Genomic DNA, 22,964 nt, shown 5'->3' with positions numbered 1-22,964 from the left:
GCCTATTACTGTCAGGCATCGCAGCGAGGGTACAGTTGACAGGGCTTCATGAAATTGGGTGAATGCCACAGGCAGGGACGCCAGTGGCGCTGGGAGGAATGCGATGGGCACGTTGGGCAGGGTTTCCTTTATCCTTATTGCACTTGTTGCCCTGGCCGCCACTGCGTCGGCGCAGGACACCAGCCGCATCGTCACGACAGAGAACAGCGACTATTTCGGCTTCGACCTGCGGACGGAGCAGGACGTCTCGCTGGATGAATGCAAGCAAGTCTGTCTCAACGACCCGCAGTGCCAAGCCTTCACCTACAACACAGGCCCCCGCTGGTGCTTCCTGAAATCTGATTTCGGCAGCTTGAAACCCTTCGAGGGCGCGGTTGCCGGCAAGGTGGTGACGGCCGGCGCCGAACCGGACATCGGGGCCCCGCCCGCACTGCGTTTCGTGCCCGCTCACGTGCTGCGTGAAGCCGAGCAGTACCGCGACAGCTTGCTGCGCAAGGCCAGTGCGGGCAAGGACGGCTTCGTGGCGCTCACCAGCGCCGCTGCCCGGGCGCTCGACCGGGGCGATCCGCAAGGCGCCATGCGCGACTACACCGCCGCGATAGCGGTCGAGCCGGAGAATGCGACAGTCTGGAGCGGCCTGGCCCGCGCGGCCATGGCGCTCGAGTCCACGGACAACGAAAGAGCCAACACCCTGCAGCGCGCCGCCACCGGTGCGGCCGTGACCGCCTATCGCCTGTCGCGCAGTGCCAGCGACCGGGCCGATGCGCTCGCCGCCCTGGCCGCCGCACTGGAAAAGCGCAGCCTCTTCCGTCCCGCCCTCAGCGCCTACGAGGCCAGCCTTGCCCTGCAGTCCTCGCCCCAGGTGCAGGCGCTCTACGCCAGTCTCAAGCGCCGCAAGGGCTTCCGCGTCGTTGACCATTCCGTGGAGTCCGACAGCGCCACGCCACGCGTGTGCGTGCAGTTCTCCGAGACCCTGGTGAGAAGCGACGTCGACTACGCGCAATACGTGACGGTTGACCGGGCCCGCGCACCGGCCATCGACCAGGACGACAAGCAGCTTTGCGTGAGCGGGCTGGAGCATGGCGAGCAGTACCGCATCACCATCCGCCAGGGCCTGCCCTCGGCAATCGGCGAGGTGCTTGCCGAGCCCGTGCCCCTCGAGATCTATATTCGCGACCGCGCCCCGGCGCTGCGCTTTACCGGCGACAATTTCGTGCTGCCGTCGGCTGCCCGGCGGGGCATCCCTCTCGTCTCGGTCAATGCCGACAGCGCAGAGCTTTCCCTCTATCGCGTGGGCGACCGCGCCCTGGCGCGGCTGCTTTCCGAGTCAAAGTTCCTGCAGCAGCTCAACAGCTACGAGATCGAGGATGTCGCCCGCGACATGGGCGAGCCGGTTTGGCAGGGCGCTGTCGACATCGAGTCCGAACTGAATGAAAACGTCACCACCAGCATTCCCATCGATGAAGCCCTGCCGGAGCGAGAGCCCGGCGTCTACATGCTGACTGCCCTTCCCGAAGGCGCCACCAGCAAGGTTTGGGAAGACAGGGCCACCCAGTGGTTTTTGATCTCCGACATCGGGCTGTCGACTTTTGCCGGCGCGGACGGGCTTTCGGTTTTCGCCCGTTCTCTCGCCACGGCCAAGCCGACGGAGGGACTCAAGCTCACGCTGCTTGCCCGCAACAACGAGGTGCTGGGGGAAGCGACGACGGACGCTGACGGCCACGCCCGCTTCGCGCCGGGGCTTACGCGCGGCGATGCCGGTCTTGCACCTGCCGTGCTGCTGGCCGAAGGTGAAGAGGATTTCGTATTTCTCGACATGACGCGCGCCGGCTTCGACCTGTCGGACCGGGGCGTGACCGGCCGTCCGGCGCCCGGCCCGCTCGACGTCTATGCCTGGACCGAACGCGGCATCTACCGTGCCGGCGAGATCGTGCATGCGGCAGCACTGGCTCGCGACGGCGCGGTCGAAGCCGCCGACGATCTGCCGCTCACCTTCATCTTCGAGCGCCCGGACGGGGTGGAAGACCGCCGCATTGTCTCTCAGGGGACCGCCCTCGGCGGCCACACCGTCGATCTGGCACTGCCGGACAACGCCATGCGCGGCACCTGGAACCTGCGCGTGCATACCGATCCCGGGCAGTCCCCGATCGCCGAAAAGATGTTTCTGGTGGAGGACTTCGTGCCGGACCGCACGGAGTTCGACCTGACGAGCGCCGACGATACCCTTGCCGTCGGCAGCTCGACAGAGATCGCCCTGGAAGGCCGTTATCTCTACGGCGCGCCGGCGGCCGGCCTCTCCCTCGAAGGCGAAATGACGGTCAAGCCGACGCGGGAGTGGATGCGCTTCCCCGGCTATGTTTTCGGTCTTGCGGACGAAGAGGGTGTGGAGGCCCTGCGTGCGCCTCTCGCCGGCCTGCCCGAGACCGACGCGGAGGGCAAGGCCGTCTTCGACGTTTCCATCGACAGCGTGCCCTCCACCACCCGCCTTCTGACGGCCGAGCTGCATCTGCAGATGCGCGAAGCCGGCGGCCGCGCCGTCGAGCGTTCGCTCGACATCGGCGTTGAGCCAGAAACCCCTGTTATCGGCGTGAGGCCCGAGTTCTCCGGCGGACAGGTGGAAGAAGGCGGCACGGCGAATTTCCGCGTCATCGCCGCCGATCCATCCGGTGAGCGTATCGGCATGCCGGGTCTGGAATGGTCGCTCTTCAAGGTTGAACGGCATTACCAGTGGTACCGAAACGGCAGTTCATGGAACTACGAGCCGATCACCACCACCCGTCTGGTGCGCGAAGGCACGGTCAGCGCCGCAGCTGACTCCGAGCCGCAGATCAGTGTTCCGGTCGATTGGGGCCGCTACCGTCTGGAGGTGCAGGACCCCGAGCCCGGCGGCCCCATTTCCAGCGTGGAATTCGAGGCCGGCTGGTATGTCGAGGCAAGCTCGACCGAGACTCCGGACGGCATGGAGATCGCGCTCGACCGCGAAAACTACGAACCCGGCGACACGGCGCAGCTGAAGATTTCCCCGCGCTTTGCCGGCGAGGCCCTGATCACGCTCGGCACCGAAAGCCTGCAGCACAGCATGAGGGTCAGCGTCCCGGTGGAGGGCACCACGGTCGATATTCCGGTAACCGAGAACCTGGGCACCGGAACCTATGTGACGGCGACGCTCTTCCGGCCGGGGGAAACAACGGAGAACCGATTGCCCATGCGTGCCATTGGCGTGCAGTGGCTGGAGGTGGATGCGGGTGAGCGGACCCTTGACGTCGATCTCGACACTCCGGAGAAAATGCGGCCGAACGAACGATTGACGGTTCCCGTTTCCCTCGGCGAGCGCGCCGCCGGCGAGGAAGCCTATGTCACCCTCGCTGCGGTCGACGTCGGTATTCTCAATCTGACCCGCTACGAGCCCCCTGACCCGACCAACTGGTATTTCGGCCAGCGCATGATGGGCCTCGAGATCCGCGACATCTTCGGCCGGCTGATCGACGGCTCCCTGGGGGCGACCGGCCGGCTGCGCACCGGCGGCGATGCCGGTGGCATGACCGCGCGCGGCAGTCCACCGAACGAGAAGCTGGTGTCCTTCTTCTCCGGCATTGTCCGCCTCGACGAGGAGGGCAAGGCCGAGATCGGCTTCGACATGCCGCAGTTCAACGGGACCGTGCGCGTCATGGCCGTCGCCTGGTCGAAGGACGCCGTGGGAGCAGCCTCGAAGGACGTGATCGTCCGCGATCCCGTGGTGGTGACGACGAGTCAGCCCGGTTTCCTGGCCCCCGGCGACGAGTCGCAGATGCTGATTGAGATCGCCAATACCGACGGGCCTGCCGGCGACTACGCGCTCACGGTCTCCGCCGAGGGCGCGGCCACGGTCGACGCAAGCGCCGCACCGGCAAGCCTCGACCTCGCGGCCGGCGGCAAGACAAGCCTTACCCTGCCGCTTGTCGCGCAGGAAGCAGGCACGGCCCAGCTCACCGTTTCGCTCGTCCACGAGTCGGGACAGTCGGTGGAGAAATCGGTCAACCTGCCGGTCCGTCCCGGCGTCATGCCGGTAACCAAGCGACGGACGGTCACGCTCCCCGCCGATGGCGGCCGCCTCAGGATCGACGGCGGCCTGCTTGCCGATAGCTACACCGAGGACGCCTCCGTCACGGTCAATGTCTCGCCGGACGAAGCTTTCGACATACCAGCGCTGCTCATGTCGCTCGATCGCTATCCCTATGGCTGCACCGAACAGATCACCAGCCGCGCCCTGCCGCTTCTCTATGTGAACGAGCTGTCGAAGACAACCGGCCTCGAGGAAGCCCCGAACGCTAGGGAGCGCATTGAAAAGGCCATCGCGCAGGTGCTGTCCTACCAGTCTTCGTCAGGCGGCTTCGGCCTGTGGGGACCGGGCAGGGGCGATCTCTGGCTCGATTCCTACGTCACCGAGTTCCTGACGCGGGCCCGCGAACAGGGCTTTGCCGTGCCCGAACGCGCCATGACGCAGGCGCTGCAGAACCTCACGAACGAGCTCGCCTACGACACGGACGTCGAGTCCAACGGCGACAAGATCGCCTATGCGCTCTATGTACTGGCGCGCAACGGCAAGGCCTCGGTCGGCGACCTGCGCTACTACGCCGACGCACGTCTCGACGCCTTCGCAAGTCCGCTCGCGCGTGCCCAGCTCGCCGCAGCGCTGGCGCTCTACGGCGATCCATCGCGCGCCGAGGCGACGTTCCGCTCCGCCTTCCGCCAGGTGCAATCTGCAAACAACGATATGGCGCGTTCCGACTACGGCTCGCGCTTGCGTGATGCTGCGGCATTGCTGGCGCTCGCGGCCGAAAGCCGGCCAAAGCCGCAGATGGTGCCAGAGATGGTGACCTTCGTCTCCGATCTGAGCAGCGGCATCCAGCAGATGAGCACGCAGGACGAGGCCTGGATGCTCCTGGCCTCCCGGGCCTTGAGCGAAGCGAGCGGCGACATCGCGCTAACGGTGGATGGCGCTGCCCATGAAGGCGCATTCGCACGGCGCCTTTCCGGTGCGGAGATCGCCGCAGATCCCTTCGCCATCACCAATGACGGCACGGAGCCACAGGATGTGGAACTGACCACCGTGGCCGCACCCCGTCAGCCTTTGCCGGCCGGCGGTGAGGGGTTCACCATCGAGCGCACCTACTATCGCCTCGATGGCACGCAAGCGAATGTCTCGGAAGCGCTTCAGAACGAGCGCTATGTGGTGGTGCTGGAGATCACCGAGGCCAATTCCTGGCCCTCGCGCGTGCTCGTCTCCGACCTGCTGCCGGCCGGCTTCGAGATCGACAATCCGCGCCTCGTCGACAGTGCCGCGCTCGACAATTTCCCATGGCTGGACGAAACCGACGCCGTGCACACAGAGTTCCGCGACGACCGCTTCATCGCCGCGTTCGAGCGCAGCGGCGACGACCGCAGCTACAGGCTTGCCTACGTAGTGCGTGCCGTTACACCGGGTGTTTACACGCATCCTGCGGCGAGCGTGGAGGACATGTACCGGCCGCAGCTTTCCGCGCGCACGGCAACCGGCGCGATAGAGATATCGAGCAACTGACCATGACCGGGCGGCGTGCATGGCTTTCCCGGTGGGCGCGATGGGCTGTCATCGGCTTCACTGCAGTCTTGGGGCTCGCCGTCATCGGCATGGTCGCGCTCGACCGGCTCGACAAGGCCTACCCGCCACCGCTCGGTGATCCCATCGCGCTTTCGCCGGAGGTGGTGGATCGCCAAGGTGCGCTCTTGCGCGCCTTTGCTGCACCCGACGGACGCTGGCGGCTCAAGGCCGACATCGACACGCTCGACCCCCAGTTCCTCGAGATGCTGATCGCCTATGAGGACCGGCGTTTCTGGTCGCATGCAGGGGTCGATCCTCTGGCCCTCCTGCGCGCCGCCTGGCAGCTTGCCACAAACGGCCGTATCGTTTCGGGCGGCTCGACCTTGACCATGCAGCTTGCCCGGTTGATCGAGCCGCGGGAGCAGCGCAGCTTCGCTGCCAAGTTCCGTCAGATCGCCCGCGCCTTGCAGATCGAGCGGCGGCTTTCCAAGCGCGAGATCCTGAATCGCTATCTAACGCTGGCGCCCTATGGCGGCAATCTGGAAGGCGTGCGCGCGGCAAGTCTCGCATGGTTCGGCAAGGAGCCCCGAAGGCTGAGCCTTGCCGAAGCCGCGCTGCTCGTCGCCCTGCCGCAATCGCCGGAGGCGCGACGGCCCGACAGGCATCCGGAAACGGCAAGGGCGGCCCGTGACCGGGTGCTCGCCCGCATGGCCGGGACCGGCGTGATCGCCAGAAGTGAAGTGGCCCGCGCCGCGCGCATCGCGGTCCAAAGCAGGCGCCGGCAGATGCCGGCCTACGCCGCCCATCTGGCCGATTCGGTACGACAGGCCGCACCCGAAAGGCGCCGCCACAGCCTGCTGATCGATCGCGGCGTCCAGGCCGGCCTGGAGCGGGTGGCGCGCGAAGCGGCGCGCCGCCGGGGGCCCCGCGTCTCCGTCGCCATGCTCCTGGCCGACGCACGCAGCGGTGCGGTGCTGGCACGGGTCGGGTCGGCCGATTATTTCAATAGCGCCCGCGCCGGCTGGATCGACATGAGTCTCGCGGACCGCTCGCCCGGCTCCACGCTGAAGCCCTTCATCTATGGCCTCGCCTTCGAGGAGGGGCTGGTGATGCAGGAGACGATGATCGAGGATCGTCCCGGAAATTTCGCCGGCTACCGGCCGAAGAATTTCGACATGGACTATCAAGGTGACGTGACGGTGCGCGAAGCGCTGCAGATGTCTCTCAACGTACCGGCGATCCGTCTGCTCGACGCTGTCGGACCGGCGCGGCTCGTGGCACGGATGAAGCGTGCCGGCGTTCGTCCGACCTTGCCGCCGGGGGAGGCGCCGGGGCTGGCCATAGGCCTCGGCGGAGCGGGGCTGACGTTGGAAGGACTGGTGCAGCTCTATGCCGGCCTCGCCAACCGCGGCAAGGTCGAGCCGCTGCGCTATCTCAAGGAGTCCGAGGCCGCCTCGCATCCGGCAGCTGTACTCACCCCCCAGGCCACCTGGCAGATTGCCGACATGCTGTCGGGCGTCATCCCGCCCGAGGGGGCGCCGCATCTCGGCATTGCCTACAAGACCGGCACCTCCTACGGATACCGAGACGCTTGGGCCGTCGGCTATGATGGCCGCCATGTGCTCGGCGTGTGGATAGGCCGACCCGATGGTGGATCCGTGCCGGGCCTGACGGGTTACCGCGCCGCCGCTCCCATCCTGTTCAAGGCCTTCTCCCGTGCCGGTATCGGCTTGACGCCACTTCCGCGCGCTCCGGCAGGCGCTGTGCGCCTTGCCGCTTCCGAGTTGCCGTTCTCGCAACGCCGTTTCGGCTCCTCCGAAGGCCCGGCGGCCACCGGAGCTCCGACGGAACCGGCACCGGAAATCGTTTTTCCGCCGGAAGGCACACATATCGATCTCGGCCTTGCGCAAGGAATGGCCACTACACCGCTAGCGCTCAAGATCAACGGCGGCCGGGCCCCCTTCCGATGGTTGGCCAATGGCAAACCGCTGCCCAAGAGCTATCGCCGCCGCGTGGCCTCCTGGACCCCGGACGGGCGCGGCTCCTCCACGCTCACGGTGATCGACGCGGCCGGCCGCAGCGCCAGCGTGCAGGTCGTGCTGGAGTGAGTGCGACAAAAGACGACCAGCCGGACGGTCTCCATCCTGTGCCAATCCAGCACGGCTGTTGGGCGTCAGCAGAAATCCCGCGAAACGCCGTGAGCGGGCAGCGCTTCAGGACTTTCCGGGCACGCGGGCCAGGCAATCCTCCAATTCGCGTCGCAGCGAAGGCGGCAGGCGATCCACGGCCAGGGCAATGTCTTCCAGGACCTCGCGCATGCCATAGAGCTGGTCCAGAAGGTTCAGGATGACGGGCACGGCCTCATCATTGACGGCCATGTCCCGTTTCAGTTCCAGGATCAGCTTGACGCGCGCGGCATCGGCTTCATCGAAGTAATAGGTGTCCTCCCGGACTTCGGCCAGCACCCAGCTTTCCGCCACATAGCTGCGCACTTCGCTCTCACTGGCCTCCAGGCCGGCGGCACGAGTCTGCTCGACGATTTCCTGCAAGGTCACAGGCATTTCACACCTCCTTGCGCATTGGCCCGGCTATACCATTCCCGCCTTTGCCCGCGGGTCATAGGCATGTTTCTTCGCCCACTTGGATATGAACTCCTTCAGTTCGGAATCCGGTTTTTCGGGCAGCATGACCTTCAACTTCACATACTGGTCGCCACGTTGCCCGCCACGACGGGCAAGGATGCCCTTGCCCTTCAGGCGCAGGGTTGACCCACTGTTGGAACCCGGTGGAATCTTCATGGTCACCTTGCCCTCCACGGTGGGCACTTGAATGCTGGCGCCCAGCACCGCCTCGGACAGGCTCACAGGCAACTCCAGGTAAACGTCATTGCCCTTGCGCTCGAAATGGGGGTGCGGCTGCACCTGGATCTCGATATAGGCATCGCCGGCCGGCGCGCCTCCCATACCGCCGAGCCCCTGGCCCTTCAGGCGCAGGGTCTGGCCATCTTCGGTTCCGGGCGGGATGTTCACATCAAGTGTACGTCCTTCGCCCAGCTGTACGCGCTTGCGTGCGCCATTGGCCGCTTCCAGAAACCCGACCTGCAGGCGATAGGAGATGTCGGTACCACGTTGCCGGAAGGTCGAGCGCTTGTCCTTGCGCGAGAAGCCGCGCCCGAAAAGATCCGAGAAAATGTCGCCCAGGTCGGCCTCGTCCCCGAAGTCGAAATGGCTATACTTGCCCCCGCCCTCGCTGGAGGAACTCCGATAGAAGCCACCGCGCGCGGTCTCGTTCCCGCTGGCATCGATCTCGCCGGCGTCATAGCGCTTGCGCTTCTCGGGATCCGATAGGATGGCATAGGCTTGGCTGACTTCCTTGAACTGCTGTTCGACCTTGCTGTCGCCAGGGTTCAGGTCGGGATGCAGCTTCTTGGCCAGCTTCCTGTAGGCGCTTTTTATTTCATCGCTGCTGGCGCCGCGCTTGAGCCCCAGAACGCTATACAAATCTTTCATGGACTACCGCTGACTGTCTGTCTGATATGACTACCCCCAAACCGCACACATGAGCCCTGGGGCGTTTCACCCCGGGGACCATGTGACGGTTTCCTATCAGGATATAGGCAGCGTCGTCGCGTTTTGCTACTGCTGGATACGCCAGGTACCGTCCGATTGACGACAGGCAATGCCCGTGGCCGTCTCGGTCTGGCCATCAACTGTCACGGTTTCGCGGAATTCCCGACAATAGCGGCCATCATCCGTGCGCCCGTCACGAACGGGCGTGTAGCTGCCATAATTGCCGCTGTTGGGATTGTTCCAGGTGATCTGCTCGCCCATCGGTCCCGTTGCCGCCCTCTGCTGGGCTTCGGCAGCGCGTCGACGATCGGCCTCGTCCAGGGACTTGCCGATCTCACTGCCGGCAATCAGGCCGACAACGGCGCCCAGGCCGGTCGCGAAGGCGCGTGTGCTCGACGAACTGCCCTTGGCAATCTGTGAACCGGCCAAGCCGCCCAGCGCCGCGCCGCCCAGGCCACCAACCGTCTGCTTGGTTCCCGGTCCCTCGCCTTGCTGGCAACCGGCCACCACCAGGGCAGCGGTCATCGCGAATGCGCATAAAAGTTTCTTGTACATCTCTATTCCCTCTGTTCCAGGTGGTCTACCTGACTGAACTCGCGCCACCTTGTTGCATGATTAGGGCATGAAGATGGCCTTGTTCTATCTTTCCGGTACTGTAATTCTTCCATCCTGTGGCGTCCTGTGAGCCTTTTCAGGCACCAGGATGACCAGGCGGCCTTGAACAGAGGGCCTACACAAACGCGAAATGGAAAGAAATGACGGTGCTATCGCTGGACCAGGCCGATCAAAACCCCTTCGCCTTCTTCGGCCAGTGGCTCGAGGAAGCCCGCGCGCAGGAACCCAACGACCCCAACGCCATGAGCGTCTCAAGCGTCGATGCGAATGGGATGCCTTCGGCACGCATGGTCCTGCTCAAGGACTTCGACAGCAAGGGCTTCGTCTTCTACACCAACTATGAAAGCCGCAAGGGCGAGCAACTTCTGCAGAACCCCAAGGCCGCCCTGCTGTTTCACTGGAAATCCCTGCGCCGACAGGTCCGCATCGAAGGCAATGTCGAGCAAGTCTCCAGCCAAGAAGCCGATGCCTATTTCGCCAGCCGCCCGCGCCAGAGCCAGATCGGCGCCTGGGCCTCGGAGCAGTCGCGTCCGCTGGAAAGCCGCTATGCCTTGGAAAAGCGGGTCGCAGCCCTGGCGGCAAAGTATGCCGTGGGCAAGGTTCCCCGTCCCCCTCATTGGTCCGGCTTCCGGGTCATTCCCGAACGGATCGAGTTCTGGGAGGAAGGCGCATTCCGCCTGCACAACCGTATCGCCTGTCATCGCAGCGGCGACGGCTGGACCGGCGAACGCCTCTATCCCTGAGCGACGAACCGAATTACGAAAGACCACGGAACATGTCAGCCCAGCAACGCAAAGCTTCCCTGATGCGGGGCGCCACCTATGCCTCCGTCGCGACGGCCAGCGGGCTGATCCTCCTGAAAGTCGTGGCCTGGCAGATCACGGATTCTGTCGCCCTCCTGTCCAGCCTGATCGATTCCCTGCTGGATGCGGCAGCCTCGATCATGACGCTGTTCGCAGTACGGCACTCTCTCACCCCGGCGGACAGCAACCATCGTTTTGGCCACGGCAAGATCGAATCCCTTTCGGCCCTGGCTCAGGCGGGCCTGGTGGCTGGATCGGGCTTGTTTCTCATCGCGGAATCCATCAGCCGCCTGATCACACCGCAACAGCCCGAACATGGCACCTGGGGTATCGGGGTGATGCTGGTCTCGATTGTCGCAACCCTGGGCCTGACCAGCTTCCAGCGATATGTGGTGCATCACACGAAATCCATCGCCATCGGGGCGGACGCCCTGCACTATCTCAGCGACCTGTTGATGAATGCCGCCGTCATCCTGGCCCTGGTGCTTTCCATCTACCTGGGCTGGACCCTGGCGGACCCCATCATCGCCCTGGGGATTGCCGCCATCCTGTTGCGCAGTGCCTGGAAAATTGCGCGCCAGTCCCTGGACATCCTGATGGACCATGAACTGCCCGATGTCGATCGCCAGCGTATCCTCGACACTGTAAGGGCTCACAGCAATGTCCTGGGTGTCCACGACCTGAAGACGCGCAGCTCGGGGCAACAGGATTTCATCCAGCTGCACCTGGAGATCGACGGCTCCATGTCGCTCTATCGTGCCCATGCCATCGCAGATACGATTGAAGCCGAATTGCAGACACTTTATCCCGGCGCGGAAGTGATTATTCACCAGGACCCGCACATCCTGTCCGAGGAGACGCAAGTCTATGGGGATGAAGATGGCAGGACTGCGCCCAAGTAACGCAGCAGGACTGTGGAATTCCTTTCGCGGGCGGCAGCCTGCGTTCTATATGTTATGCTGGAAGAATGGAAACCGATAGGGGGAGGGAGACCATGTCCATAGCAGCCATACTGGCCGTCGCCGACGGCAGCGAGAACACCACCGATGTGCTGAAAGCCGCTCTTCGGCTGGGAAAACAGCACGATGCCTACGTCGAGGTCCTTCATATCGAGGCCGATCCCTATTCCAGCATCCCCTTGCTCGGCGAAGGCATGTCAGGCGCCATGGTCGATCAGATGATGAACGACATCCGCGCCCGGAACAGCGAATACCGTGAGGCCGCACGTGGCTACTTCGAGGCCCAGTGCAAGGCTGTCGGCGTAGAAGCGAAATCAGCCGATGAACTGGCTGGCGCACGCGGCTTCAATGTAGGTTGGCGCAATCTGGAAGGCAGCGAGGACGACGTCCTGGCGCAACGGTCACTACTGTTCGACATGGTCCTGATGGGCCGTCCGCCGGAAGATCGGGAATCTGCCTACACCCCTGCCCTGGAAGCGGTGCTCTTCAATGCGGGGAGGCCGATCCTGCTTGTCCCCCCAGGAACCGGAGAGTCCTTCGGACACAACATTGTGGTGGCCTGGGACGGAGGCGGCCAATCCGCCAAGGCCGCGCGCAATGCACTGGCTTTCCTGAAGCGGGCCGAAAAGGTCACGGTGGTCAGCCTGGCACGCAAGGATGACGACAAGACCGATCCCCAGGACCTGGTCTTCTATCTACAGCGCCACGGCATCACCGCCGAAGCCCGACGCACCGAGATCCTGTCCTCGGCCGGAGAGAGCCTGCTGGCCGAGACCAGCGAGGCCCAGGGCGACATGCTGGTCATGGGCGCCTACAGTCACAGCCGCCTGCGCGAATTCCTGCTGGGCGGTGCCACGCAAACGGTCTTGAACAGCGCAGCGCTTCCTGTCTTCATGGCGCACTGAGCCCGCCGGCGGAACAGCAGCCTGAAGGCCTGTCCGGGCTGGAAGGACAGGCCCCGGTTGGAAGACAAGCCCGTGTTGGAAGACAAGAAGGACAAACCGCCCATGTCATCGCAAACCCCGCCCGAGACGGGAGAAGCCCCCGATACGGACTCGGACACGGACAGCCAGGAGGCAGGACAGCGCAAGACCATTCTGCTGACTGGCGCCAGCCGCGGGATCGGTCACGCCACCGTCCAGCGTTTCTCGAAGGAAGGCTGGCGGGTCATCACCTGTTCGCGGGAAGGCATTCCGCCGGAATGCCGCTATGATCCCAACTGGACCCACCACGTTACGGCAGACATCAGTGATCCCGAAGGCGTCCAGGAGTTCATCGCGCAAGGCAACGAGATCCTGGGCGACAGCCCCCTCAATGCCATGGTCAACAACGCCGCCATCTCACCCAAGACGCCCTTCAAGGAACGCTTGGGCTGCCTCAACGGCGACATTGCCGGCTGGCGCGAGGTCTTCGAACTGAACTTCTTCGCGCCCCTGGCCCTGGCACGTGGCTTCGCCGTTCCCCTGCGCAAGGGACAGGGCGCGATCGTCAACATCACCTCCATCGCCGGGCATGCCATCCACCCCTTTGCCGGTTCGGCCTATTCCACGTCGAAGGCAGCCCTGTCGGCGCTCACACGCGAGATGGCGGTTGAGTTTGCGGAACTGGGCGTGCGGGTGAATGCCGTGGCGCCGGGCGAAATCGAAACCTCCATGGTCGGTCCGGAGTACGAGGCGCTGATTCCACGCATTCCCATGCAGCGCATGGGCACGCCCGAGGAAGTCGCCGGCGCGGTTTTCCAGCTCTGTAGCAGCGATTTCGGCTATGTCACCGGCAGCGAGATCTTCGTCACCGGCGGCCAGCATCTTTACTGACTTTCTCCCACGCCTTCGGCCGGGAGAGACTCCGTTTCGCTTTGGGCGGCATAGCGTTGCGCCAGGACGGCGCCCAGCATGATCTGCAACTGGTTGTAGATCATCACTGGCAGGACGATCATGCCCAAAGCAGGCGAACCGGCAAACATCACCTGTGCCAGCGGCAGGCCCGTGGCCAGGCTTTTCTTTGACCCGCAGAAAACGGCCGTCACCTCCTCGGCCCGTTCCAGCCCCAGCAAGCGGGATCCGTAAAGCGTGAAGGCAATAGCCACGGCCAGCAACAGCAGGCAGAGCAGCAGCGCCAGGCCGAGACTGTGCAGAGGCAGCTTGCTCCAGAGACCCTGGGTCACCGATTGCGAGAAAGCTGTGTAGATGATGATCAGGATCACCAGCTTGTCATAGCGGCTCAACAGCGCTTTCCGCCTGTTCAGCGCGCCTCCGATCCAGGGATGAAGCAACTGACCGATCAGGAAGGGCAGCAAGAGGCCGATGAAGATATCCTTCAGGGAGTCCACAAGGTCGATGCCGCCCACGGCCGTGGTGCTGAGCAGCAGCGCCGCCAGGAAAGGGGTCAGCATCAGGCCGAAGACGTTCGAGCCGGCCGTGCTGCAGATCGCGGCCGGAACGTTTCCCCGTGCAACCGCGGTCAAGGCGATCGAGGAGGAAATCGCCGACGGTAGGGCGCCCATATAGAGAAACCCCGTCAGAAGGTCCCGGGGCAGAAGGGCACTTGGCAAGAGGCTGAGCGGCAGGACCAGCAGCGGGAAGACCAGGAAGGTCGTCGCCAGGATGAAGAGATGCAGGCGCCATTGCGTCAGCCCGTCCAGCAGGGCGGCGCGCGACAGCACGGCGCCATGCAGGAAGAACAGCAGGGCCACCGCCAGGGAACTCAGCAGCGTGAAGAGTTCGGCCACTCGTCCCTCGGCCGGCAGCACGCTGGCCAGAACCAGGACGCCTGTCATCAGCGCCAGGAATGGGTCGCGAAGAAACAGCAAGGAGAGCTCCGGCAGGGCAGGCAGGGAATGGGTCGGGTCTGCTTATAGACCGCCGCCCCTGTCGCTCACAACCCATTCGTCCCCGATGGGCATAGCCTTAGCGGTTCAGCCGAAGCCCGGTCGCTGCGGAAGCTTCATGCGCTTCAACAGGGCCACCACGGGACAGAGACCGGTAAAGGAGGCCTGGATCAAATGGGCCCCCATCAAGCCTGTCAGCCAGAGCCAGTTGAGGTTTACGTAAACCGCCAGAAGAACGCTGATCACGATAACAAGGCCGACAATCAGCAACACCATACGTTCAAGGGACATGACCCTTCACTCCAAAGGAAACACCATACCTCGATCATCGTCCTGTCGGGCCGGAAAGTCGAAGGCTCTTTCGAGAGAGAGCATCCTCAGCTTTCGCTGCGGCTCTCCAGCCGTTCACGCATGTCCTCAAACCAGGTGAGCCGGCTGCGTGATTGCGCGATTTCCAGGTCCAGCCAATCGGACAGGGCCGAGGCCTCGGCATCTTGATAGCTGCGCAGGTCGTTCAGTCGAACGCTTTCGCGGTCGAAGATCTCGATCAGCAGGTCCAATTGACTCTTCTGTTCCTCAAGAGGCAAGAGGTGCAGGAAGCGCACCTTGATGGCCACGATGAGTTTGTTCAGGTCATTCACCTGGGCGCGCATGTTGGCGCTCAACAGCTTGCGCATCTCCTCGTGGCCACTGTCCGTGAGCTGCAGCAGGGCATTGTCGTTCATGCCCTCACCCTCGACCGATTCAGCCAGACCTTCCAGCTTCAGCAATTCGAGCGGCTGCGCCAAGAGGTCCAGGGACGGCCCGACCATGCGCTCGGTGAAGTGCCGCACCTCGCCCGCCAAGTCGGCGTAATGGCGGGGCCGCTCGGCCAGCAAACCCAGCGCCAGCAGGCGGATCGCTTCATTGGGCATCAAGCTGTTGTCGCGATACATGGTCTGACCTTCACAGTGAAGACACGATGGGAAACAGAATATAGATCAGCTATGTCGTCTTGTCCAGCTGAATGATAATGATAATCGTTCTTAATATACTTGCATTAGTTCGTGCCGTTAAGGTTACCCAAACTTTCCGAGTCCCGATTGTCCGTAAGCGATGCGTAGGCCTTGTAGTTATCCATAAGCTCGTGTGTCATCGGATCAGGTGCCGACACTCAAACTGGCGTTCATCTTCCGCAGGACCGCCAGCACCGATTGCGCCGTGATGCGGCCTGTCTTCGGATTCTCGGACGGGATGTTCTCGATCTTCATCTCCAGATTTGCGCTGTCCGATATCACCTGAATGCTGTGAGTGTTGCGGGTGAGATCAGGATCCGCCCAGATCTCGAGCGTCGTTCTGTCAGGACCGACGCCAGCCAGCGACAAGGCAACCGCGACATTCAGGTTGGCAGGAAAGCCTGCGGCAGCCTCACGTGCGCTGCCCTCGAAGACCTTCATGGGTTCGGTGATGCCGGTCAGGTCTATGCCGTTCCTCTTAAGATATGGCGCACCCAGCAAGCCGCGAACCGGCTTGCGGGTAATCATCCGCACGGACTCGATGTTGCCTTCTGCCGCAGCCGCGACCGCATCCAGTCCCAGCAGCGCACCCGAAGGGACGATGATTCTGCCCCCGTGCGCGGCCGCGATATCTCGCAGCTGCTCATTGTCAAGAAGTGCGCCGGCCGACAGCGCGATGACACTCTTGCCTGCTTTCAGGAATGGGGTGGCAATCTCCGGGAAAAGGGCGGAGGGCGCACATTCGATGACCAGGTCTGCATGTGGCTCCAGTTCCTCGATTGGAAGGACGGGCACGCTGGTCTTGAAGCTGTTCATGCGCTCGGCCGCTGCGTCAGGTGTGCGCGCGGACACGGCCACAAGGCGGTATCCAGGAATCCCCGCATCCAGTTCCTGTGCAAGCTTCAGGCCGATTGCGCCCAGACTGGCGATCGCAACCCGCACCTCCGGGCTCGTGCTTTCTTTCGAGGGAGCGCTGGCGGTTTCTGTCTGCACCATCTCACAACACCTATGGACTACATGAATTGCAGGGGGACGCTTTGGTCACACGGCAGGCGAGAAGAAACCTATCCAGAGCCTCGCTCGTCCACAAACCATAAATCACCGGCGGCCGGCCTCTTCACGCCGCCTAACGGATCTCCAATCGCGCCCAGACATCGCTCAACGCCTCCACCAGTTGCTCGATATCGTCCGTACTGTGCAGCGGTGTGGGTGTCAGGCGCAGGCGTTCCGTCCCCTGCGGCACCGTAGGATAGTTGATGGGCTGCACATAGATGCCGTGATCCTGCAGCAGGGCGTCGCTGGCCGCCTTGCAGAGCACCGCATCGCCGACCATCAGCGGCACGATATGGCTGTCGCTGGGCATGACCGGCAGGCCAGCCGCCTTGAGGCGTTCGCTGACACGCACCACCGCCGCACGCTGGCCGGCACGTTCGGCATCGCTTTCCTTCAGGTGTCGCACACTGGCCCGTGCTCCGGCTGCCATGGAGGGGGGCATGGCCGTGGTGAAGATGAACCCACTGCCATGGGAGCGCACGAAGTCCACCATCTGTGCCGAACCGGCAATATAGCCGCCCATCAGGCCGAAGGCCTTGCCCAGGGTTCCCTGGATCAGATCGATGCGCGCCATCAGTCCTTCGCGCTCGGCCACACCGCCGCCACGGGGCCCGTACATGCCCACGGCATGCACCTCGTCCAGATAGGTGAAGGCACTATATCGCTCTGCAACCTCCAGGATATCCGCAATGGGCGAAATATCACCGTCCATGGAATAGACCGATTCGAAGGCGACGATCCTGGCGCAGTCCTGTGGCAGTTCCCGCAGCTTGCGCTCCAGGTCCTCCGGATCGTTATGAGAGAAGATACGCTTGTCAGCACGGCTGTGCCGGATGCCCTCGATCATCGAGGCATGATTCATCTCGTCCGAGAGGACCACGCAGTTCGGCAGCCGGGACGCCAGGGTGCCCAATGCCGTCCAGTTGGCCACGTAGCCTGAGGTGAACGTCAGCGCCGCTTCCTTGCCGTGCAGGTCGGCCAGTTCGGCTTCCAGCAGGACATGCTCGTGGCTGGTGCCCGAGATGTTGCGTGTTCCCCCCGCCCCGGCACCGTTGCGGGTCAGAACCTCCTGCATGGCGGCCAGCACCTTGGGATGCTGGCCCATGCCCAGATAGTCGTTGGAACACCACACGGTGACCTCGCGCGTCGAAGCCGCATCGTCATGGCGCAACGCCCGCGGGAAAGCCCCGGCCTGGCGCTCCAGATCGGCAAAGACGCGATACCGTCCCTCGGCGCGCAGGCGCTCAAGTTCCCGGCCAAAGAAACCTTCGTAATCCATGACCGGAACTTAGGTCCTGGCGCCTGCCACGCCAAGAGGAGAAAAGGCTGCGTCTACGCAGGACTGCTATTCGGCCGCAACACCCGTGCGGGTGCTCCAGCTGTAGGTCTCGTCGAGCGCCTGGCCGAAGCGATCCAGCAGCGTGTCGATCTCGTCTTCCGAGATGATCAGCGGCGGGCAGAACGCCAGGGAATCGCCGACGTTGCGCAGGATCAGGCCATTCTTCTGGGCGACGTCGTAAAGGTGGAAGCCGACACGGCCCACGGGATCGAACAGGCTGCGCTGTTCCTTGTCCGCCACCAGTTCGACCGCCGCCATCAGGCCGATGCCACGCACCTCGCCCACCAGCGGGTGATCGGCAAAGCGGCGCAGGCCATCCTGCAGGCGTGGTGCGACCTTCTTCACGTGATCGACGATCTTGCGCTCTTCCAGGATCTTCAGGTTCTCCAGCGCCACTGCGGTTGCCACCGGGTGCGCGCTGGCCGTGTAGCCGTGGCCAAAGGTGCTGATCTTGGCCGTGTTGTCGGCCACGGCCTGATAGATCTGATCTGTCATCAGCACCGCAGACAGCGGCATGTAGGCCGAGGTGATCTGCTTCGAGACCACCAAGAGGTCAGGCTTGATGTCGAAGACATCGCTGCCGAACATTTCACCGGTCCGCCCGAAGCCGCAGATGACCTCGTCCGCGATGACCAGGACGTCGTACTTGCGGCAGACGCGCTGGATCTTGTCCCAATAGGTCTTGGGCGGCACGATCACGCCGCCAGCCCCCATGACGGGCTCGCCGATGAAGGCCGCCACGGTATCCGGGCCTTCGCGCAGGATCATCTCCTCGAGCTGTCCGGCCATGCGGCTGGCGAACTCCTCCTCGCTCTCGCCCGGAAAGGCGTTGTGGTAGTGGTGCGGGCAGGCCGTGTGCATGATGCCGTCGATGGGCAGGTCGAAATCCCGGTGGTTGGCCGGCAGGCCGGTCAGGCTGGCCGAGGCCACCGTGACGCCGTGATAGCCCTTGATGCGCGAGATGATCTTCTTCTTGTTCGGCCGCCCCAGGGCGTTGTTGTAGTACCAGACCAGCTTCACGACCGTGTCGTTCGCTTCCGAGCCGGAGTTGGCATAGAAGACCTTGCCCAGCTCGCCCGGCGCCATGTCCAGCAGGCGCTCGGACAGCTCGATGGAGGGCTCGTGGGATTTCTGGGCGAAGCTGTGGTAGTAGGGCAGACGCTGCATCTGCTCGGTCGCCGCCTTCACCAGGCGCTCCTCGCCGAAGCCCAGCGCGACGCACCAGAGACCACCCATGCCCTCGATGTACTCCTTGCCCTGGTCGTCATAGACATGAACGCCCTTCCCGTGATCCACGATCAGCGGCCCGGATTCCTCGTGCCGACGCGCGTTCGTGTAGGGATGCAGGTTATAGGCAATGTCCTTCGCCGCAGGCGAATTGGGTCGAGTCGACATGACGGGTCTCCTGTTCCGTGAGAGTAGAGGATGCCGCTTTCGCAGGTCATCCTCGCGTGTTTGATGCCCCAAGCTATACCGCCCGACCAGACTGGCTCAACCCCAATCCCCGCAGGGCTCTTGCGCGGCGCCTGCATGCGCCCCGCTCGGCACGGCAAACGGCACTCCCACAGCGCCGGATTCAGGCCAGTTCGGCCAGACCCGACATGGCCAGCGCGCCATCGCCTCCGGTCACCCAGGTCTCAAGGCGCTGCGGGGTGGCATCGGCCACCTCGGAATCGGCGGCAAAGACCCCCAGGCTGGCGGGTGCGAAGACCGGGCTGCGCGCGCAGAAGTCCAAACTGACAACACGCCGCTCCGGCGCCGAATGCCGCAGCAGTTCCACCATCAGGGTCGCCATCATCGGCCCATGCACCACCAGCCCAGGATAGCCTTCCTCCTGGGTGACATAGGGGTGATCGTAGTGAATGCGGTGGCCGTTGAAGGTCAGGGCGGAATAGCGGAACAGGCGTGTGGCCTCGGCTTCCACACGGCGCTGCCAGCGCACGGGACTCTCTGGTGGCGCCAGCGGTTTGGGCGGCGTGTCCTGGGGTCCGGGCGCCTGGCGATAGACGATATCATGCTCTTCCTCGATGGCCGGCCCTGCCTCCCCGGAAATCACGTGGCGCACGGTGACGAAGACCAGGCGCCCCGAGCGCCCCTCCTTCTCCTGTACCGAGGTGATGGTCGATTCGCGTCGGGCCAGTGCGCCGATCACCAGGTCACCGGGCCACTTCAGGCGTCCCCCCGCCCACATCCGTCGCGGCAGGTCGACCGGCGGCAGGAAGCCGCCGCGCGCCGGATGGCCGTCCGGGCCCAGTTCCGATTGGCCGGCAATGTCCCAGAAATAGGCCCAATGCCAGAGCGGAGGCAATGCATCACCTTCACGAAAGCCTGCGTCCGGGCTTTCAAGCGTCGCCCTGAGGCCGTTGGCCCGATTGGCGTCGATCCGGTCCTCACGCTTCTCCTGCCGTCCGATCCAGGCCGTCAGATCCGTTTCCGTCATGGCACACTGCCCTCCTCATATGGCACGCTTTCGCACAATCCCGGCAAAGCTCTAGCGCCTTGCAAAGCTCATGACCAGCACGCAGATCGAATAGGCGTAGCGGGGTTCTGGCCTAACGGGCTCATTTGTTTTAGCTTTGCCCTATGACCGAACAGACATCACAGATCTTTCCTCGCCGGACGAATATTGACGTCCTTGTTGAAAACCTGCCGCTCGAGGGGCGCAAGGTTCTGGACATCGGCTGTGGCAGTGGCGCCATGGTTCGTGCCCTGGCCAAGCGCGGCGCCACCGCCATGGGGGTGGACCCATCGGAAGGTGAAGTCACCGCGGCACGCAGTGAAGCAGCGGTTGCCGACGAAGGCTACGAGGTCTCGGGCGCGGAGGCCCTGCCCTTCCAGGACGACAGCTTCGATGCCGCAATCTTCTTCAACTCTCTGCATCATATTCCGGCCGAACTGATGGCTGATGGCCTGGAAGAGGCGGCCCGCGTGGTCAAGCCGAAAGGCCTGATCTATGTTGCCGAACCCCTGGCCCAGGGCCCGCATTTCCAGGCCATGCTGCCCGTTGAGGACGAAACCGTGGTGCGGGCTCAGGCCTATGACGCCCTGCGCACCTTCACCGGCGGCAAGCACTGCCAGGAGTTGAGCGAGATCGTTTACGAAGCCCCGATCCTCTATCCCGATTTCCAGGCCTTCCGGGACCGTATCGTTGCCGCCGATGCCGAGCGGGCGGAGCGGGTCGAGCAGGTGGAACCGGAATTGAAGGCCGCTTTCGAGGGCTATGCCGAAAGCCAGGACGGCAAGTATCTTTTCGCACAGCCCATGCGTATCAATCTCCTGCAGGTTAACTAGCGTCAAGGCAACGGGGAGCGTCCAATGGTGCAGTATCTCTCGTCACACCACTCTGCGGACGACCCCGGCGGCCTGATCGGCCAGGCCCTGGAAATGGGTGAGACCTTCCCCGGACCGGCCGAGGACCTACTGCTGTCCTGGTCCCTGCGGTTGGATGATCCCGCAACGGCGGCCCGCAACCTGATTGCGCGCCATGGACTTCAGGAAGTGGCCGCCGCAGGACAGCCTGCCCAGCCGCTGCCCCCTAATCGACGGCTCGTGGCCCTGTTGCACGAAACCGCCCGCGCTGGACAGGCCAAAGCTGCCGGACGGCGTGGCGAGCGCAGGGCGCGCAACGCAGCGGCCGGCGTGTAGATATTTACCCCTTTCCCTGCATCTCCGACTGCAGGGTGGCAAAGCGTTCCAGATAGGCGGACTTTGCGGATTCGGGATCCTGGGGTACAAGCGGCAGGCGTTCGGGGGACAAGTCATGGCCGCGCGGCGGCCGGAACAGACGCCGGGCTTCCTTTTCCTCGAACCCGGCCAGCTGAATCGCCTCCACATAGGCCGCGGCCTGGTCGCCGCGCTTGATTTGCGCCTCCACCGTCTTCGGCAACTCGCCTGGCAGGCCAAAGCGCAGGAAAACCGCGCTGGACAGGCGCTTCTCCAGGGCCTTGTAGCTCCAGCCCACCGCTGCCTTGAAGGGCGATATCAGGTCGCCCACCACGTATTCCTGGGCATCGTGCAGCAGGGCAGCCAGGCGCCAGCGCGCCGGCAGGTCCGGCTTCATGACCCCGCAGAGCTCCTCCACCAGCAAGCAGTGCTGCGCCACGCTGAAGGCCCAGTCCCCGCGCGTCTGGCCGTTCCAGCGCGCCACGCGGGACAGGCCATGGGCGATGTCCTCGACCTCGACGTCCAGGGGCGAGGGATTTAGCAGGTCCAGCCTGCGGCCCGACAGCATGCGCTGCCAGGCGCGCGGATGTTGCTCAGCCACGTAGTGCTCCAAGAAATCTGTGCGCCAGGATTCGTGGCCGGCAAGGTAGTGCGACCCAGCGGAAGGGGCAATGACAAGGCAGCACCGGCGGCCGCTTCAAGGCTCGTCCAGCTCTCCGGAATTGATCCTGCCCACCAGGCTGTAGACCTCGATCCAGTCTTCCATAGCCTCCTCATAGACATCCTCCGCTTCGGCATGACTGACCCCATCGGTCATGGCCCGCGCGATCAAGGCCTCCTTGTCCACCTGCTCCTCGCGCTTCAGACAGGCCCCGATCTCGGCATGCATCCAGTTGTACAGCGGGTTAATTTCGGCGCGCATCCTCTCGCCCCATGCCATCAAACACATATAGGCTGTTGAATTCGATTCTTGCCGTTGAAACTCTCCGGTGCAACCCAATGTCAGGGGCTTTCGTCCAGACAGAAAACAGGAGACATCGCACAATGGCCTTCAGCGGCGAATCCCATCCCGGCAGCGTCAAGGAACGTCCCGAGGAAACCGAGGGCTTCACCCTCAATCACTCCATGCTGCGGGTCCGCGACCCCGAGATTTCGCTGGCCTTCTACAGTGGCGTTCTTGGCATGAAGGTGCTGCGCCGGCTGGACTTCCCGGAGATGGAGTTCTCGCTCTACTTCCTGACCTGCCTGCAGGACGGGGACGCGCCTCCGGAGGACACAGGCGAGCGGACGGCCTGGACCTTCTCACAGCGCGGCATCCTGGAACTGACGCACAATTGGGGCACCGAGAAGGACCCCGATGCGACCTACCACAACGGCAATGACCAGCCCCAGGGCTTCGGCCACATCTGCATCTCGGTCCCAGACCTGGACCGCGCCATCTCCTGGTTCGACAGCAACGGCGTCGACTACGTTAAGCGCCCCGAGGACGGCAAGATGAAGAACGTCGCCTTCATCAAGGACCCGGATGGCTACTGGATCGAGATCGTGGAACCGGCGCGCCTGAAGGGGATGGGGCGGTAG

Annotated in this window: 21 protein-coding genes; 9 read left to right on the top strand and 12 right to left on the bottom strand. The window is 63.9% G+C overall.

The features are described from left to right. Window positions 1–103: 103 nt before the first annotated feature. Window positions 104–5,560 carry an alpha-2-macroglobulin family protein gene (locus BP38_RS0108545; protein WP_035724286.1) on the top strand — a complete coding sequence of 1,819 codons (5,457 nt, stop codon included), beginning with the start codon at window positions 104–106 and terminating at the stop codon, window positions 5,558–5,560. Window positions 5,561–5,562: 2 nt separating this feature from the next. Continuing rightward, complete coding sequence (gene pbpC, locus BP38_RS0108540) at window positions 5,563–7,668, top strand: penicillin-binding protein 1C (protein WP_081816547.1); 2,106 nt, start codon at window positions 5,563–5,565, stop codon at window positions 7,666–7,668. Window positions 7,669–7,773: 105 nt separating this feature from the next. Here pbpC and BP38_RS0108535 read toward each other — a convergent pair whose 3' ends face one another. The 3 genes from BP38_RS0108535 to BP38_RS0108525 all read right to left on the bottom strand — a co-directional run bounded on the left by BP38_RS0108535 (window position 7,774) and on the right by BP38_RS0108525 (window position 9,684). Next, window positions 7,774–8,121, bottom strand: coding sequence for a chaperone modulator CbpM (locus BP38_RS0108535; protein ID WP_026987389.1), 348 nt, complete (start codon window positions 8,119–8,121; stop codon window positions 7,774–7,776). 27 nt (window positions 8,122–8,148) lie between these two features. After that, window positions 8,149–9,069 (bottom strand): DnaJ C-terminal domain-containing protein, encoded by a 921-nt coding sequence (locus BP38_RS0108530; RefSeq protein ID WP_026987388.1) that lies wholly within the window; start codon window positions 9,067–9,069, stop codon window positions 8,149–8,151. Between the two features lie 126 nt (window positions 9,070–9,195). Further along, window positions 9,196–9,684 carry an RT0821/Lpp0805 family surface protein gene (locus tag BP38_RS0108525; protein ID WP_026987387.1) on the bottom strand — a complete coding sequence of 163 codons (489 nt, stop codon included), beginning with the start codon at window positions 9,682–9,684 and terminating at the stop codon, window positions 9,196–9,198. Between the two features lie 200 nt (window positions 9,685–9,884). Here BP38_RS0108525 and pdxH point away from each other — a divergent pair, with 200 nt between their 5' ends. The 4 genes from pdxH to BP38_RS0108505 all read left to right on the top strand — a co-directional run bounded on the left by pdxH (window position 9,885) and on the right by BP38_RS0108505 (window position 13,320). Then, window positions 9,885–10,487 carry a pyridoxamine 5'-phosphate oxidase gene (gene pdxH, locus BP38_RS0108520; protein WP_026987386.1) on the top strand — a complete coding sequence of 201 codons (603 nt, stop codon included), beginning with the start codon at window positions 9,885–9,887 and terminating at the stop codon, window positions 10,485–10,487. 32 nt (window positions 10,488–10,519) lie between these two features. Then, window positions 10,520–11,449 carry a cation diffusion facilitator family transporter gene (locus tag BP38_RS19750; protein WP_035724284.1) on the top strand — a complete coding sequence of 310 codons (930 nt, stop codon included), beginning with the start codon at window positions 10,520–10,522 and terminating at the stop codon, window positions 11,447–11,449. A gap of 92 nt (window positions 11,450–11,541) precedes the next feature. After that, complete coding sequence (locus BP38_RS0108510) at window positions 11,542–12,411, top strand: universal stress protein (protein ID WP_026987385.1); 870 nt, start codon at window positions 11,542–11,544, stop codon at window positions 12,409–12,411. A 102-nt stretch (window positions 12,412–12,513) separates the two neighbouring features. Next, window positions 12,514–13,320, top strand: a complete 807-nt coding sequence (locus BP38_RS0108505; protein WP_081816561.1) for an SDR family NAD(P)-dependent oxidoreductase — start codon at window positions 12,514–12,516, stop codon at window positions 13,318–13,320. Here the strand turns inward: BP38_RS0108505 and BP38_RS0108500 are convergent. The 7 genes from BP38_RS0108500 to BP38_RS19745 all read right to left on the bottom strand — a co-directional run bounded on the left by BP38_RS0108500 (window position 13,314) and on the right by BP38_RS19745 (window position 20,160). Next, window positions 13,314–14,315 (bottom strand): bile acid:sodium symporter family protein, encoded by a 1,002-nt coding sequence (locus tag BP38_RS0108500; protein WP_026987383.1) that lies wholly within the window; start codon window positions 14,313–14,315, stop codon window positions 13,314–13,316. The genes BP38_RS0108505 and BP38_RS0108500 overlap by 7 nt on opposite strands. 105 nt (window positions 14,316–14,420) lie before the next feature. After that, window positions 14,421–14,624, bottom strand: coding sequence for a YgaP family membrane protein (locus BP38_RS0108495; protein ID WP_022729951.1), 204 nt, complete (start codon window positions 14,622–14,624; stop codon window positions 14,421–14,423). An 86-nt stretch (window positions 14,625–14,710) separates the two neighbouring features. Then, window positions 14,711–15,268 (bottom strand): transcriptional regulator, encoded by a 558-nt coding sequence (locus BP38_RS0108490; RefSeq protein ID WP_026987382.1) that lies wholly within the window; start codon window positions 15,266–15,268, stop codon window positions 14,711–14,713. A gap of 204 nt (window positions 15,269–15,472) precedes the next feature. Beyond that, window positions 15,473–16,324, bottom strand: coding sequence for an aspartate dehydrogenase (locus tag BP38_RS0108485; protein ID WP_051609129.1), 852 nt, complete (start codon window positions 16,322–16,324; stop codon window positions 15,473–15,475). Window positions 16,325–16,454: 130 nt separating this feature from the next. Further along, window positions 16,455–17,660 (bottom strand): 5-aminolevulinate synthase, encoded by a 1,206-nt coding sequence (gene hemA, locus BP38_RS0108480; protein WP_026987380.1) that lies wholly within the window; start codon window positions 17,658–17,660, stop codon window positions 16,455–16,457. Window positions 17,661–17,726: 66 nt separating this feature from the next. After that, window positions 17,727–19,115: an aspartate aminotransferase family protein gene (locus BP38_RS0108475; RefSeq protein ID WP_026987379.1), complete on the bottom strand. Its 1,389-nt coding sequence runs from the start codon at window positions 19,113–19,115 to the stop codon at window positions 17,727–17,729. A 181-nt stretch (window positions 19,116–19,296) separates the two neighbouring features. Beyond that, window positions 19,297–20,160, bottom strand: coding sequence for an HTD2 family dehydratase (locus BP38_RS19745; protein ID WP_051609128.1), 864 nt, complete (start codon window positions 20,158–20,160; stop codon window positions 19,297–19,299). A gap of 143 nt (window positions 20,161–20,303) precedes the next feature. Between BP38_RS19745 and BP38_RS19740 the strand changes: the two genes are divergently transcribed. After that, window positions 20,304–21,011, top strand: coding sequence for a class I SAM-dependent methyltransferase (locus BP38_RS19740; protein ID WP_035724282.1), 708 nt, complete (start codon window positions 20,304–20,306; stop codon window positions 21,009–21,011). Window positions 21,012–21,035: 24 nt separating this feature from the next. Beyond that, window positions 21,036–21,365, top strand: a complete 330-nt coding sequence (locus BP38_RS0108460) for a hypothetical protein (protein ID WP_026987378.1) — start codon at window positions 21,036–21,038, stop codon at window positions 21,363–21,365. A 4-nt stretch (window positions 21,366–21,369) separates the two neighbouring features. On the opposite strand, the gene BP38_RS0108455 is transcribed toward BP38_RS0108460, so the two are convergent. Together BP38_RS0108455 and BP38_RS0108450 are read right to left on the bottom strand one after the other, a co-directional pair. Beyond that, window positions 21,370–21,984: an HD domain-containing protein gene (locus tag BP38_RS0108455; protein ID WP_322098948.1), complete on the bottom strand. Its 615-nt coding sequence runs from the start codon at window positions 21,982–21,984 to the stop codon at window positions 21,370–21,372. A 96-nt stretch (window positions 21,985–22,080) separates the two neighbouring features. After that, entirely contained in the window at window positions 22,081–22,305 is a 225-nt protein-coding gene (locus BP38_RS0108450; RefSeq protein WP_035724280.1) for a hypothetical protein, read from the bottom strand. 122 nt (window positions 22,306–22,427) lie between these two features. On the opposite strand from BP38_RS0108450, the gene gloA reads away from it, so the two are divergent. After that, a complete protein-coding gene (gene gloA, locus BP38_RS0108445; protein WP_026987375.1) occupies window positions 22,428–22,964 on the top strand; it encodes a lactoylglutathione lyase in 537 nt (178 codons plus the stop codon).

It is taken from the genome of Fodinicurvata fenggangensis DSM 21160 (assembly GCF_000686045.1).
GTDB lineage: Bacteria > Pseudomonadota > Alphaproteobacteria > Kiloniellales > DSM-21159 > Fodinicurvata > Fodinicurvata fenggangensis.
The sequence above is the reverse complement of the archived record's forward strand: the minus strand, read 5'-3'. Positions and strand labels throughout refer to the sequence as shown.